Below are 15149 nucleotides of genomic sequence, written 5' to 3'. Positions count from 1 at the left end.
ATTACATACCGAAAAAACAAACCCTGGACCGGGCAGCCCCATAGACATTGTAACATCTTTCACTGTAGCAGAGTAACGCATCTGAAAGGTTGACAAATCATAAAGCCACTGCTATGCTGAAACCAATATAAAAAATGGGCAATGAACGGGACAAGTAGCTCTTAGCATAAAGAGACAGAGAACTGCGGGCTGGTGCGACGCAGGCTATGCGAGAGGGAAATCCACCCGGGAGCCTACGCGCTAAGCGTCAACGGTAGCCTCCGTTATCAGGCGATAATGAGTTCCAATGTTTGCGCTATCAGGCATTGGGAGAAGTAAGGTGGCACCACGATTCTGCGCATTTCGCGTCGTCGTCCTTGAGTAAGGACACGGCGTTTTTTATTGCCCATTGCGTGGTCCACAGACACAGTGGAGGCACGCGGGGAAAGAGGAGAAAAAATAGTATGCTTGATCTTGCATTTATTCGCAGCAATCCAGAGGCCGTGAAAGAAGCGGCACTACTAAAAAACAATTCGATCGATGTTGATGCTTTACTGGCAATAGATCAACAGGTTGTCGCCCTCCAGCATGAGGTAGAGGAGGCGCGCGCCAAACAGAATCAGCTCTCAAAGGGTATTCAGCAAGCCGCCAAAGAAAAGAATGCCGAGCTACGCAATAATTTAATTGCGGAAGGCAAAAAGCTGGCTGAATTTATTAAAGCCAAAGAGCCAGAGCTTAATCAACTGACCGAAGAACGCTATAATCTGCTCCTGATGGTACCCAATATCCCAGATCCCAGCACCCCGGTTGGCAAAGACGAGGACGACAATGTTCCATTCAAATACTGGGGAGAGGCCCCAAAGTTCGATTTCCAGGCCCTGGATCATTATGATCTGATGCTCAAGCACAATCTGGTTGACATCGAGCGGGCCGTGAAAGTGGCTGGCTCGCGCAGCTATGTTCTGCGTGGAGACGCTGCTCGCCTGGAACTGGCCCTGATCAATTTCGCGATGGACAAGATGTCGCGCAAGGGCTTTACACCTTTGATTGTGCCCTCGATGGCCCGCGACTTCGCTTTTGTCGGCAATGGACAGTTCCCCAAGGGTCGGGATCAGGTTTATGAGATTAAAGATCAAGATCTCTTCCTGGTCGGGACAGCGGAAGTATCGATCACAGGTATGTACAAAGACGAGATCCTGAAGGGCGAGGAGTTGCCACTGAAGTTTGTCGGCTATAGCCCCTGTTTTCGCCAGGAGGCCGGAACATACGGCAAAGATACACGCGGAGTTTTCCGCATTCACCAGTTTAATAAGGTAGAGCAATATATTATCTGCAAAGCTAACCATGAGGAGTCGGTCTTCTGGTTCGAGCAGTTGTTACAAAATGCCGAGGAATTGATCCAGGAACTTGAACTGCCGTATCGAGTCGTCAACGTATGTACCGGCGACATGGGTGATGGCAAAGTTGGCATGTATGATATAGAATGTTGGGTACCGAGCGAAAAACGTTATCGTGAAACCCACTCGTGCTCGTATCTGCATGATTGGCAGGCCCGCCGTGCCAATCTGCGCTATCGTGATGAGGAAGGCAAAGTAAAATTCGTTCATACCTTGAATAATACAGCCATTGCCTCGCCACGCATTCTGATACCTCTGCTGGAGACACACCAGCAAGAGGATGGAAGCATTCGCATTCCTGAGGCACTACGTCCATTCATGGGCGGGCAGGAGTATATTGGCCGCTAGCTCAATATGCCTGGCATGATACCTGACGGGTGGCTCTCATGGCAGAGAGCCACCCGTCGTCCGACCGATTAGCCGCGTTCATAATAGCAGAGAGAAAGGCAACAAGCAGGTGATGGAACCAATCAACGTTTTTGATTATGAGCAACTGGCTCAAAAACGTATGCCCGCGGTAATTTGGGATCACATTCAGGGCGGTAGCGAGGATGAAGTGACCTTGCACGCTAACCGTCAGGCCTTTGAACGTCTACGCTTACGTCCAAGGGTTCTGGTCGATGTCAGTGCTATCGAAACCCATACCACGGTGCTTGGTACACCCATTCACATGCCGATTATCGTTGGACCAACGGCTGGCCATATGCTGGTTCATCCAGAAGGTGAGTGCGCAACCGCCCAGGCAGCTGAGCAAGCTGGCACCATCATGATCGTCAGCGGATTTTCCTCACGCTCAATCGAGGAGATTCATGCCAGCACCCAGGGTCCACTCTGGCTACAACTTTATAGTTACCACAGTCTAGAGGTAACCGGACAATTTGTCCAACGGGCTGAAGCGGCCGGTTATCAAGCGATTGTGCTAACCGTTGATACCGCGCACCTGGGGAAACGCGAGCAAGATATACGCAACAATTTTCAGCGCTCCCGTTTTGTGCCGCTAGCGAATTTTGTTGATAATGATGTTAGTGAGACCCCTTTACGCCATCTGGTTGACACCTGGGAGACGGTAGACTGGCTGCGTACGATTACACGGCTCCCCATTATACTCAAAGGCATCTTGACGCCAGAAGACGCTCTGCTAGCCCTGCAGCATGGTGTCGCAGGCATTGTGGTTTCCAATCATGGCGGACGCCAGTTGGATGGCACCATTTCCAGCATTGAAGCCCTGCCAGAGATCGTGCAGGCCGTCAACGGCGGCTGCGAAATCTATCTGGATAGTGGTATCCGACGCGGCACCGATATCCTGAAAGCTCTGGCCCTGGGCGCCCGAGCCGTTCTGATTGGTCGCCCTATTTTCTGGGGGCTGGCCGTCAATGGAGCTCCCGGCGTTCATCATATTCTGGACCTGCTACATGCCGAACTTACAATGTCGATGGCACTGGCCGGACAACCTACCCTATCTAGCCTTGAGCCATCCCTGATCAAACGGCCCGATCAACGGATGTGATGTTAAATTTAAAATGGGAGCATCATAATAGCTAGCTATTACGCCTGATTTTTTGGCGGCAACAAAATGATCTCCCCGGTGACCGTTTGAGCTTCATCATCTATCAGGAGCTGGCCAATACTACAGGTAGGTTGACGCCGCCGATCGGTAGCGCTACCAGGATTAAATAGGAGCTGGCCATTGTGTTCCTGATTATAGGGATTATGGCTATGTCCAAACACGACAACGCGCGCCTCGGGAAATTCGCGCCGCGCTGTACGCGCATATGAACTGGCATCTCCCAGAATATGGACAATACCAATACGATAGTTCCCGACTTTAATCTCTTTTTTAATGGGCAGTTTCATCACAACTTCTTCACGCTCAACATTTCCCTGCACCGCCACCACAGGAGCGATCGTTTCTAATTCAGAAATTACTGACAGGACCGAGAGATCACCGGCATGAATAATCAATTCAACGCCAGCAAAATATTTCCATACCAGTTCCGGAATGGGCGAATATCCCGGGCAATGCGTATCAGAAATAACACCAATGCGGTGTAGCATCTTTGTGTCCTCCCTTATTTTGAGATATATTACCTATGGCCCATCCAAGCGGCCATAAAAGTGAAATGAAACGTATACAAAACAAATCTAGAGAGAAGGGGCACCATTAAAGGTGCCTCAAATCAGGATATCATATGCGCGTTGCGATTATATCTGATATACATGGAAACAAATTAGCACTGGACACTGTGTTGGAAGACCTGGCCCAGCAACCTGCGATCGACCAACTGATCATTGCAGGCGATCTCTGCTTAAATGGCCCCTATCCTAAAGAGGTCTTAGAAACAATCCAGAACTTGCACTGTCCAGTTATTCAAGGCAATGTTGACGCCGATGTGGTCAATCAAAACTCAAAAAAAGGCCCCAAGAAACAGAGTGTGATTGCCTGGACCCGCGAACAGGTCGGCCCCGCTGGTATTGATTATCTGGCATCATTGCCATTCAGCCATCTTGTCGAAAATCCCAATGGTACTGACCTGCTGGTCGTCCACGCTAATCCTCTTAACCAGGAGGAGGCTATTTTTCCAACCACACCAGATAGCAAAATTGAACATCTGTGTGGCGATCTGCCTCCTACGATTGGAGCCTTAGCCTTTGGTCACTACCACGTCGCATATATGCGGCGCTGGCGCCATCTGCTCCTGGTGGACGCGGGAAGTTGTGGATTGCCACGGGATGGAGACCTGCGCTCATCATATGCTATTCTAACCTGGCAAGATAATATCTGGCAGGCAGAGCATCGGCGAGTCAAATATGATGTGAAGGCGGTGGTTAAACAGCTTAAAAATAGTGGTATTCCTACTGTTGATAAACGCATCAAGGTGTTGACTGGCGCGAAGTATTGATATATTAATATGTATCACTTGACAGAGTCTCGTCTGGCAAGTTCTTTTGTCTTCCTCACCAATCCTTTAGGATAAGCTAATTTAAAATATGTGCAACTTTTTTCCCTACGACCTCGCGCCTACGGCGCTAGCTTGACGTAGATGTTATGCGGGGAAGCGGCAGCTGCCGCTTCCCCGCATAACATCTATAGAAAAGATAAATTTATCGCCAGGTTGTCGCATTGATTGATCGGGTGACGTGTTAGTGATAGCACAAATATGCCAGAGAAATGCCAGGCAGTAAATGTTTCCAACTAAGCAAGGAATGAGCAGACCGGGATATCCTGTCATGGCAGAGTTACCTTGTAATGTTTGCAATGAAAGAAGGGCTGCATGGCACGGCAAGATTGGACTCCACAGGCCTCAACTTTACAGGCTACTACCCATGGAGGGCGCAGCTGGTTATCAGCTTTGCTGATCGGGCTGTTGCTCTTTGGGCCTCAACAGTAATTCTGTTTCTAACCGGCAATGTGAATCTCTACCCGACCGTCATTTTGATCGGCAACTTCCTAATCCCAATTGTTTTTGTAGCCTTCCTTTATGATCATCAACACATCAGCCGCTTAACGCCTGAAGTGATCGCCAAAAGTTTCTGCCTCGGTGGTATCCTGGGTGTGCTTGGAGCCGCGATCTTTGAGTCGGTCTTGATTCAACCTCCAAATCCCAATCAAGGACTAACGATTGGTAACGCCATGCTGGTTGGATTGATTGAGGAGGGCTGTAAGATCCTGGCGGTGATTTTTATGGCGCGCCGCATCCCACATAACTCCGCGCTGGATGGTTTATTGCTGGGTGCCGCGGTTGGCATGGGCTTTGCCGCTTTTGAGAGTACCGGCTATGCCTTCACTGCCTTCTTGCTCAGCAAAGGACATATGAGTGCGTCCGTGATCGAAACTATTATCAGGGGTGTGCTGGCGCCGTTTGGGCATGGGTCTGGACCGCTATTCTCGGCTCGGTATTGTTCAGGGATAGTCTTCCGCACCGTTTTCGCCTGACATGGCGCGTCATCCTGGCTTATCTATTTGTCTCGCTTTTACATGGAACCTGGGACGGATTGCCACATGCCATTTATATGGTAATGATTCCTCCGGGCATTCCTATCTCGGTAGTAACAGTCTCGATCAGCGTGATTGGTATATTGGTTCTGACCGTACTCTATCGGCGCAATATACATCAATCGACTTGAATGAGAAGCCATTGCAGTTAGTTTAGGGTATGATGATACATAAAAAAAGCGCTAATCCAAATAGATGGATTAGCGCACTTTGCTTTTATAATCAACGTTCGTAGAACATATTAGCATAATTGATAATTACGCTCATCGGCGGACGCGATATATCGTAAACAACGGGCTAAATTTGATGCAACCATATCTGGTGTCTCTTCTGCGTCAGAGGTATCTTCGCCCAGATAACTGTCAGCATCGCCAGCATCTACTAACTCAAGTTCCTCAATAATTGAACGCAGTTCTCCTGTTGTTGTCATAAAAAACCCCCAGTCATATGCATTTGGATTAAATGTATTCACTTCCACTCATACGCAGGCACGCCACCACCTTATCAATGTGCCCGGTTATCTAAAAAGATAGTTCGCGTATGCAGAGTAATAATAAAGATAGAATATTTGTCTCTGCAATTATTGATACGTTCTATTTTCGAACTCGTCATGGAAGTAGGCCAAAAAGGTTATTTGTGTTTGCCTGAAGGGCAAATTATTTTTCTGTCGCCTGCGGCGGCAGAAAAATGGGGGAGAGGTGAGCGGGGACTGGCATGCCCCGGCATGCCTGCCACCGCACCAGCGGCAGGTGGGGCTCGCCGCCCCCCAGCATCCCCTACTGAAGCGCTAGAGGGATCAGGCTCTTCTAGGAAGTTGGGGTGATATGGTTCTCTACAGGCCTTTTTAATGTTCGTCCAGAGATCACGAGCAAGCGATACGAGGCCCATTCTTTCAGGTGTGGAGTGTGATGGGCGGCTCGGCAGCCCATCACACTCCACACACTCCACACCCGGTGCCGCAGGTGCCAAAGAGGAAAACTAAAAAGCCCTGGGTTCTCTCTGCCATAAGTACCGAGATGGGAAGAAACGTGATATACTGACGGGGTGTAAATCGATGTATCAAGGGGGTAACGGGCCGAGCACGCGAACATTCACTGCTGCCAGGAACGTGTTTTCCTGAGAGAATGGACGGTTCCAGCCTTTACCGGTCAGGCTCGTTTGATATTTTTTTGATACATACAACATGCAATCCTGGCCAGGATTCGCATTATCCCTTGTCCATCTCATAGGGAAGCTACTATACCTATCATTATAGTGGGCAAACCACCATGCGATCAGCATGCATATGATAAAGCAGCATCCCCTGGATATAAAAAACTGTCTATTTGGACAAATAACAAAACATATTGTACTCATTCATTTGGAGAGACAATGACGTGTACTCCACGCGCAATATGCTTCATGGTACACAATGTGAAACGCGTCAATAGACACCAGTTGGTGTGCACAGACCTTCACATCCATCCAACCTTCAGGCACGATGAATGAGTCCATGCAAATTGCAGGAGAAATTCATGACGAGTACTCATTATGATGTTGCAGTAATTGGAGCCGGACCCGGTGGCTATGTGGCCGCCATTCGGGCCGCCCAACGAGGTGCGAAAGTCGCTATTGTTGAGAAACAATATATGGGCGGTACCTGCCTCAATGTCGGCTGTATTCCTTCTAAGGCGATGCTTCATATCGCTGAGACATTACATAGCCTGAGCTCCGTTGCTGAGCTCGGTATCATGCTTCCTCAGCCCCCTACTTTTGATATGGTGAAGGCGGTCGCCTTTAAAGATAAGGTCGTTAAGCGTATGACCAGCGGTGTCAGTACCTTGATGAAGGGCAACAATGTTGATGTGTTTGATGGATTGGGTAGCGTCGATGCCTCGAAAAAGGTTACTGTAACCAAAAATGGCACTTCGCAAGAGTTTAGTGCTGACAACATCATTCTGGCAACCGGTTCCGTACCTTTGATGCCACCAATGCCTGGTATTGATGGCGATAGAGTAATGAATAGCGATACCTGCTGGAACCTGCCAAAAACGCCTGAGAGTCTGATTTGCGTTGGTGGTGGTGTTATCGGCATTGAGCTGGCCTGTATGTTTAATGCGCTGGGCACTAAAGTTACCATTCTTGAAATGCTGCCCAATGTGCTGGCTCCAGTGGATGAAGAGGTACGCAAGCTACTCGTACGTATCCTGGGTAAGCGCGGCATCGAGATCGTGACCAATGCGAAGGTCGAGAGTATCGAAGACGCCAATGGTCAGAAAAAGGTCAATACTACAACCGATAAGGGACAGCAAAGTTTCCAGGGTGAGTATGTCTTGATGGCGGTTAGTCGCCGCGCCAATACAAGTGGCCTGGAGAAACTGATGGAGCAGGGACTCGACACCGATCGTGGTCGTGTACGTGTCGATGAACATATGCAGACAAATCTGCCCGGCATCTATGCTATCGGAGATCTGGTCCATGGCGCTGGCTTAGCCCATGTGGCTTCTACCGAGGGTGAGATCGCGTCCGACAATGCAACCGGCCATGCCGCCATCATGAATTATGATGTCATCCCTAACCCGATTTATACCTTCCCAGAAATTGCCTCGGTAGGCCTGACAGAGGCACAGGCACGCGAGAAGTATCCTGAGGTGCGTGTCGATCGCTTCCCCTGGACCGCCATTGGTAAAGCCGTTGCAATTGGTGAGACAGAGGGCTTCACCAAAGTTATCATCGGCAAATATGGCGAATTCCTGGGTGCCCATATCATTGGTCCTGATGCGACCAACCTGATCACTGAATATTCACTGGCTATGCGTGGTGAACTGACCGTGGATGAGATTGAAGAGACCATCCACCCGCATCCTACTCTCAGTGAAGGCCTACGCGAAGCAGTCCTGGCAGTCGAGGGACATCCAATCCACATTCCACCAAAGCAGGTTGCACGCGCACGCTAATATAACTGGCGTAAACGTTCTTCTATACAGCAGCGTGGTATCTTAAAAGTAAGGTACCACGCTATTTTTATAGGAATTTCGGATGAGTTAAATTGATAAATTGGAGTTATTTAATGCTACTCCTGTATGATGGTGATGCCAGATCTAAAACTGTAACTGAGCAGATACGGGGTGCAAAAGATGAATACAACAGGTGAAGAAAACACACCGAATTCACATCTTTTCCTTGCGAAATTTTTCATGTTGAGTTCGTTGATTTTAATTCTTGTGGCCGCCGCCCTGGGCGGTTATCTCATCTTGGCTCCCAATCAGACCATATCAGTGGGCGCGAAAACAACTATCAGCCAGCACATCAGACAGACGACACCTGGCCAATATCAGAGCGAGGTGACACAGGTCGGACAGGAATATATGAACGCGTTACTAAAGCAGCAATATACTGTTATGTGGTCAATGCTTCATCCTGATGTACAAAAAATGTGGCCCGACGAACAGTCTTTCGCCAGCTACTGGCAGCGACGTTTTCAGAACTTCAAACTGCGGAATTTTTCGAGCGGCCAGGTCAGTGACCTCTCAAGCTGGACGAACGCCGAGACGATGCATGAGTACGAACAGGTATCGAGATTGCCTATTTCACTGCAGTTAGATCCAGTTATCCCACATCCTCCACCACCCCGATCTCGGCCGCGACCCTACATGCCAATGAGCTTTTTCGCAATCTACCATTCATCGTCCAGCGCGCCACCATCGGCGCAGGAAAAGGCGAAGGAAAACAATGGCTTATCCTCAATGGAGGGCCAGCGGACATCGAAGCACCGATTCTACCACCGGCCAATCCAACCCCTAAAAAGATCGCTGTTCCAATCCTGATGTACCACTATATTTCAGAGGTGCCAGCACAGGATAAGGCCAATCCTTATAGTTACCGGTCAGGTTTATCAGTAAGTCCAACCATCTTTTCACAACAAATGGATTATTTTAAAGAGCTGGGCTATCACACCATTACCTTTAATCAACTATTTAGTGCACTCTATTACGATGGTCCCCTACCCAGCAAACCTATTATTTTTAGTTTTGATGATGGCTATGTGGATGCTTACACCAATGCATTTCCGATCCTCAGAGCTCACGGTTACAGTGGCATGTTTTACATTATTACCGGTAAGGTGGGCTGGGCAGGTCAGGCGAGCTGGCCTCAGTTGAGCGAGATGCTCGCCAACGGCATGCAAATGGGTTCGCATACCATCGATCATCGAGCACTGGGAGATGTCTGGCAGCTGTCTCCTGATGATGCACGACACGAGCTGGCACAATCTCGTCAGGATCTCGAAAGCCATTTGCAGACGGTCATTCAACAATTCTGCTATCCAGCGGGCGATCCGCTCAATAAAAACCAGAATCTACCCTCCGCACAGGCCCAGGTTCAAGGTGTGATGGCTCTTTTAAATAAGACGGGTTATGTGGGAGCGACTAATGATCCACGCGTACCTTCAATCAGCCAGGACAGCAGCACGCCCTATATCATTCATCGCATTCGTGTCATCGGTAGCGAAACACTACAAAGCTTCAAAGATGAGATGGCTCCATTTGTTTCCTAGCAGAAAAAAATCCCATGGAGACATATCTCCCGGGATTTTTTTCTGCTCGATGCGTTTTTGCTGATTATCGATAATAGAGTCGGTTTAACTCTCTAACTCGCCCTGCTGGCGTTTGCGTAAAAGAGCCATCCAGGCCATGCGCTCGGAGATTGATAGGGGTAAGGTAAATTCATAAGGCTCATCATGGTCAACTTCTGTGCTCAATTCGAACTCTAGACGTTTAACATCCATAGTATTGATGCGCTTGCCAGACATAAATTGATCAGCCGTAACAGAGCTAGAAATTTGGCCTGCGTTTTGTCGCGTAAGCATATCATCCATTTCAGCTTCGGAGGAGGCGAAAAATACACGCACATTTTCTTTAGGAATATAGCTATAAGCGCGCAACAAAGTAAAGAGCGCGTGTGGGGAAGTCAATAAAGTCGAACGCCACTTCCAAACCATCTGTTGTGTAAGTGCCTGACAATGTGAATTTATATGTTCTGTACTTTCTACTGGGGCCTGTTCAACACAAAATGCAACACGATAATAAATCATTCTATCTTTACCTCTCAACGTATAAACCCCACATGTCAGATGGGTACTACTAATCCAATCAGAAACAATACAGTTTCTGATTGTCCTTTCTAGAAGTTGGAAATCAATGAATAATTGTAACGCTACAACCACTATAAGTTTTCTTGTTTTGGTCGATGAATAATTGTAACGCTATAACCACTATACGTCATCTTGCTATATTTTTGGAGAAAGATAGTCCATTTGGGGGGTATATCTGGTTGATTGTTACTTAATTGTGACGAGAGAAAAGTAAAACAGGAGATGAGATGCATGGCTGTGATAAGCTTGAGAGGCCGCTAAACTCATGCATCAGGTCTCGACCATCCCTATTTAATGTTGCGCAAAAAAACAGGCAGGGGTTTACAACTTCAGAGAAGTGTGCTATTATCTATCCCACATGGGGATGTAGCTCAGCTGGTAGAGCGCGACAATCGCACTGTCGAGGTCAGGGGTTCGAGCCCCCTCATCTCCACTTATCGTACCATCGATAATTATCTTGCAAATCGTACGTACATGTGCTATAGTACAAGTCGTCAAGAGTAAGCGACGAGCAGGAGTAGTAGGTCGCCCTGATTCAGAGAGCAGCCGGATGGTGCGAGACTGCAAACAAAGACCGAACTCGCCTGTGAGCAATAAGCGTGAAATTTCAGTAGCGCTTGTCGGTACGCCCGTTATCGCGTATAATAAAGAGTAGATCTTGGTAGCGTACCAGTTACACAGACACATGGGCTTGTAGCGCAGCTGGTAGAGCGCCTCCATGGCATGGAGGAGGTCAGGGGTTCGAGTCCCCTCAGGTCCACCAACGCCACGTTGATCGAAAATCAGGGTGGTACCACGGAAAAACCTTTCGTCCCTTACGGATGAAAGGTTTTTTTGTTGTCTTGTTGAAAGTTATCTGGTAATAACATGCCATTTATTTGGATGAGCGAAGCTGCCTGACAGGAGAAACTGTTTGCTTGCTACTGATCAATTCGAATGGCTGAGCCAGTGGCAGCGGAGCGAGCCGTGTTCAAGCGGCGTTTCCAAATGCTTTTTACAGCATGCGATGCCTATCAGTAATATATATGGGGGAGGCCCAATGATTACGCGTACCAAATATGATCCTAAAGAAATTGAGAGCAAGTGGCAAACACAATGGGAGGCTGATCAGCTCTATCATGCTTCCGACGATTCACCCAAACCGAAATTCTACCACCTGGTAATGTTCCCATATCCCTCTGGGGATCTGCACATGGGCCACTGGTATAACTATTCCCCCTTTGATGCTTATGGCCGCTTTAAACGTATGCAGGGCTATAACATTATGCAGCCAATTGGCTTTGATGCCTTTGGCCTGCCAGCCGAAAATGCCGCCATCAAACGCGGTATCCAGGCTCGCACCTGGACGCTGGCTAACATTGAGAACATGCGCAAACAATTGCGTGCCATGGGCGCCCAATGGGATTGGCAACGCGAGGTGATCACCTGCCTGCCAGACTATTATAAATGGACGCAGTGGCTGTTCTTGCAGTTCTATAAAAAGGGGCTGGCTTATCGGACCAAGGCTCCCGCCAACTGGTGCCCGGGCTGTAATACAACCCTGGCCAATGAGCAGGTACTGGCAGATGGAACCTGTGAGCGTTGCGGCAGCATGGTGATTCGCAAAGAGATCGATCAGTGGCTGCTGAAAATCTCTTCTTACGCAGAACGCCTGCTGGACTTTTCTGAGGTAGTGGATTGGCCAGAAAAGACCATTACCATGCAACGCAACTGGATTGGTCGCAGCGAAGGTGCCGAGATCAGGTTTACCGCTGAGATTGAGGGCAAGGCTGAAGAGATTCCGGTCTTTACCACCCGCCCCGATACTATCTATGGCGTCACCTTTTTCGTCCTGGCTCCTGAGCATCCCTGGGTTGAAAAGATTACGACCGAGCAGCAGCGCGCAGAAGTAAATGCTTATGTGGAGCAAGCACGGCGTATGACAGAAATTGAGCGCATGAGCACCGAGAAAGAAAAGAGCGGTGTTTTCACGGGCGCCTACGTCACAAATCCTGTTAGCGGCGAGAAGATTCCAGTCTGGATCGCTGATTATGTGTTGATGGGCTATGGAGCGGGCGCGATTATGGGTGTACCTGCCCACGATCAGCGCGACTTTGAATTTGCGCGCAAATTTGGAATTCCCATACGCGAGGTTATCCGTGCCGAGGGTGACGATGCAACCGATCCAGCTAGCTGGACAGAGGCTAAAGAGGCCCTGGGAGCAATGGTCAATTCAGGTTCTTTTGATGGCACTCCCGGCGAAAAGTCAAAAGCGCGGGTGATCGCCTATATTGAAGAAAAAGGGATTGGCCAGCATAAAGTGAATTATCGCCTGCGCGACTGGCTGATCAGCCGCCAGCGCTATTGGGGCGCGCCCATTCCTATTGTTTATTGTCCCGAACATGGCACAGTGCCTGTACCAGAGGATCAACTACCGGTCTGGCTGCCAGAAAACGTCCAGTTTAAGGCTACTGGTGAGTCGCCATTGCGCTATGAACCAGATTTTGTCAACACAACCTGTCCAATCTGTGGTGGGCCAGCTACACGCGAAGCTGATACTATGGATACCTTTATCGACTCATCCTGGTATTATCTGCGCTATGCCGATCCACACAACGACACAGAGGCCTGGAGTCCGGAGAAGATGCAGCATTGGCTGCCGGTCGATCAGTATGTCGGTGGTGTCGAACATGCCATCCTGCACCTGCTGTATTCACGCTTCTTCGTTAAAGCCTTGCATGATATGGGACATGTGAACTTTGATGAGCCATTCCAGCGCCTGTTCCACCAGGGCATGGTTCTGGGTTCGGATGGCCAAAAAATGTCGAAGTCGCGCGGCAATGTCGAGGCACCTGACAAATATGTTACTAAGTATGGCTCCGACACTGTGCGCTGCTATATGATGTTTATTGGTCCCTTTGAAGCGGGTGGCTCATTCCGGGCTGATAATCTGGAGGGCATCTGGCGCTTCTTGAACCGCGTCTGGAGCCTGGTTGGGGATAGCTGGGTCAGCAAACCCAATACGGCCGACAGCAAGGAGAGCAAAGCGATTGAGCGCCTGCGCCATAAAACCATCAAGCGTGTGACGGAAGATCTGAGTCACTTCCGTTTCAATACCGCCCTGGCGGCCTTGATGGAATTCAATAATGCCTTGATCAAACAACAACGCGAGCCTGTAGCCCAGAGTGCCGCCTATCAGGAAGCTCTGGTAAGTCTGTTGCAGCTACTGGCTCCCTTTGCGCCACATATCACTGAAGAACTGTGGCATCAGAGTGGCCACACTGGCAGCATCCACACCACAGAATGGCCTGCATACGTTGAAGAGTTAACCCGGGATGAAGCCTTTACCCTGGTCGTCCAGGTTAACGGCAAAGTTCGTGAACGTATCGAGGTCGCAGCAGACATCAGCGAGGAAGAGGTACGCAAACTCGCACTGGACAATGAGCGTGTGCAATCCTTCATTGGGAACGCAAACATCCAGAAAGTCATCTATATCCCAGGACGCCTGGTAAATATCGTTGTCCGCAACGCTTAAATAACAGGACGAGTGGGGAGAAAAGAGGTCTCAGCTTTTTTCTCCCCTCACGGCCACTCTTCTCCCAATCCCATTGACAGGCAATGAAAATGGGATGATTTCTTTCTTCTCTTTTGTTTACAATAGTAACAGGCCCTCCTGCGACAGACTAATATTTTTTGATCCAGTCGCTAGATGTCCCCATTCCCTATCGTAGAGCGTCTATTTATTATAGAGATACCAGGACCTATCCCTTACGGCCGGACTTAAACCATCTGACATGGAAGGTATCTCACACAAAGTACATGGAACCTTTCCATTGTGTCAAACGTATATAGGGCAGATAGTTCATCAAAACTGACTCAGCAATATCATGGGCAGTAAGTGATGAAAAGACCTGCAAATGTGAGCTATTTCACACTCTAATTGTCACGCAATCGATAGCAACTGCGACCTTTTTCCGCTTATACTTTGTAGTGTGGGAATGAAGTAGTAGGAAGGGGGAGTCTTCACTGAGTTGAGTGGGGTAAGCAAACTAATATTTGAAAAAGCAACGTCTCTCACGTTTAGTACATCAAAGGCTTATGCTTGATCTATTAAACCTCTGGTAAGTACATAAAAAAGCGGAAACAATGCTGCGGTGAAGTGCCTATGAAGGGCGTTGGTGGAAGGATAAACACATGAATACACAGCCTCTAGAAATGATAAATGCGTCGCAAAGTGCAGAGACTGAGACGGACAAGCTCGCTCGTAACGGGTTTACCCAGGACGAGATTATTTCATTGGTCTGGCTCAGACAGTGGTATCAGCACGGTGGGAGCGATCGCGTAGAGGTTCTTCGACACCTTGAGTTCCTGAAGTTGCTTGTCGTAAATGGCAAGGTTGATCTTTAATAATTTCAGGATGTTATTGTTCTCTATTTTAGGTGCATAGCAATTTTATTTACAAAAGTCTGCTTTCATATTGAAAGTGGACTTTTTTGTTTGTGGTTCCCGCCTGCGGCGGGGAAAAAGATTGAGTAGGGGTGGTGTCGAGAGGCGGCCGCAGCCGCCTCTCGACACCACCCCTACTCAATGAATGAGGTGAGGAGGTCTCTCTCGACACCACCCATGCTCAATGGATGAGGTGAGGAGGTCTCTCTCGACACCACTCCTA

12 protein-coding genes, 2 tRNA genes and 1 other annotated feature are annotated in these 15149 nt (G+C 48.8%); of the genes, 11 read left to right on the top strand and 3 right to left on the bottom strand.

Going from position 1 to position 15149, the window contains the following annotated elements:
* Positions 1-132: 132 nt before the first annotated feature.
* Positions 133-361, top strand: a binding site (T-box leader).
* Positions 362-443: 82 nt separating this feature from the next.
* Positions 444-1724, top strand: a complete 1281-nt coding sequence (gene serS, locus EL645_RS16205) for a serine--tRNA ligase (protein ID WP_126551482.1) — start codon at positions 444-446, stop codon at positions 1722-1724.
* Between the two features lie 112 nt (positions 1725-1836).
* Positions 1837-2883, top strand: coding sequence for an alpha-hydroxy acid oxidase (locus EL645_RS16200; RefSeq protein WP_126554222.1), 1047 nt, complete (start codon positions 1837-1839; stop codon positions 2881-2883).
* 38 nt (positions 2884-2921) lie between these two features.
* On the opposite strand, the gene EL645_RS16195 is transcribed toward EL645_RS16200, so the two are convergent.
* A complete protein-coding gene (locus EL645_RS16195; RefSeq protein WP_126551481.1) occupies positions 2922-3431 on the bottom strand; it encodes a metallophosphoesterase family protein in 510 nt (169 codons plus the stop codon).
* Between the two features lie 134 nt (positions 3432-3565).
* On the opposite strand from EL645_RS16195, the gene EL645_RS16190 reads away from it, so the two are divergent.
* Both EL645_RS16190 and EL645_RS16185 read left to right on the top strand, forming a co-directional pair.
* Entirely contained in the window at positions 3566-4276 is a 711-nt protein-coding gene (locus EL645_RS16190) for a metallophosphoesterase family protein (RefSeq protein ID WP_126551480.1), read from the top strand.
* Positions 4277-4623: 347 nt separating this feature from the next.
* A complete protein-coding gene (locus tag EL645_RS16185) occupies positions 4624-5310 on the top strand; it encodes a PrsW family intramembrane metalloprotease (RefSeq protein ID WP_126551479.1) in 687 nt (228 codons plus the stop codon).
* A gap of 301 nt (positions 5311-5611) precedes the next feature.
* Here EL645_RS16185 and EL645_RS16175 read toward each other — a convergent pair whose 3' ends face one another.
* The gene (locus tag EL645_RS16175; protein WP_126551477.1) at positions 5612-5842 is read right to left on the bottom strand and encodes a hypothetical protein; all 231 of its coding nucleotides are present in this window, start codon (positions 5840-5842) and stop codon (positions 5612-5614) included.
* 1042 nt (positions 5843-6884) lie between these two features.
* On the opposite strand from EL645_RS16175, the gene lpdA reads away from it, so the two are divergent.
* From lpdA to EL645_RS16160, 3 genes are all read left to right on the top strand, one after another.
* Positions 6885-8306 carry a dihydrolipoyl dehydrogenase gene (gene lpdA / locus EL645_RS16170; protein WP_161977402.1) on the top strand — a complete coding sequence of 474 codons (1422 nt, stop codon included), beginning with the start codon at positions 6885-6887 and terminating at the stop codon, positions 8304-8306.
* Between the two features lie 180 nt (positions 8307-8486).
* On the top strand, positions 8487-9176 hold the full coding sequence (locus tag EL645_RS16165; protein ID WP_126551475.1) for a hypothetical protein: 690 nt from the start codon (positions 8487-8489) through the stop codon (positions 9174-9176).
* A complete protein-coding gene (locus EL645_RS16160; protein ID WP_126551474.1) occupies positions 9176-9904 on the top strand; it encodes a polysaccharide deacetylase family protein in 729 nt (242 codons plus the stop codon). The genes EL645_RS16165 and EL645_RS16160 overlap by 1 nt, the downstream gene beginning before the upstream one ends.
* 84 nt (positions 9905-9988) lie before the next feature.
* Here the strand turns inward: EL645_RS16160 and EL645_RS16155 are convergent, their stop codons facing one another.
* On the bottom strand, positions 9989-10573 hold the full coding sequence (locus tag EL645_RS16155; RefSeq protein ID WP_126551473.1) for a hypothetical protein: 585 nt from the start codon (positions 10571-10573) through the stop codon (positions 9989-9991).
* A 288-nt stretch (positions 10574-10861) separates the two neighbouring features.
* Between EL645_RS16155 and EL645_RS16150 the strand changes: the two genes are divergently transcribed.
* The 4 genes from EL645_RS16150 to EL645_RS16135 all read left to right on the top strand — a co-directional run bounded on the left by EL645_RS16150 (position 10862) and on the right by EL645_RS16135 (position 14887).
* Positions 10862-10934, top strand: a tRNA-Ala gene (locus tag EL645_RS16150).
* 254 nt (positions 10935-11188) lie between these two features.
* Positions 11189-11264: transfer RNA gene (locus EL645_RS16145), tRNA-Ala, on the top strand.
* 276 nt (positions 11265-11540) lie between these two features.
* Positions 11541-14015 carry a leucine--tRNA ligase gene (leuS, locus tag EL645_RS16140; protein ID WP_126551472.1) on the top strand — a complete coding sequence of 825 codons (2475 nt, stop codon included), beginning with the start codon at positions 11541-11543 and terminating at the stop codon, positions 14013-14015.
* Between the two features lie 659 nt (positions 14016-14674).
* Entirely contained in the window at positions 14675-14887 is a 213-nt protein-coding gene (locus EL645_RS16135; RefSeq protein ID WP_126551471.1) for a hypothetical protein, read from the top strand.
* The last annotated feature ends 262 nt before the right edge of the window (positions 14888-15149 follow it).

Origin of the sequence: Dictyobacter kobayashii, assembly GCF_003967555.1 — a bacterium.
GTDB classification, from domain to species: Bacteria; Chloroflexota; Ktedonobacteria; order Ktedonobacterales; family Ktedonobacteraceae; genus Dictyobacter; species Dictyobacter kobayashii.
Note: the sequence above shows the minus strand (reverse complement) of the source record. Positions and strands in the feature narration are given on the sequence as shown.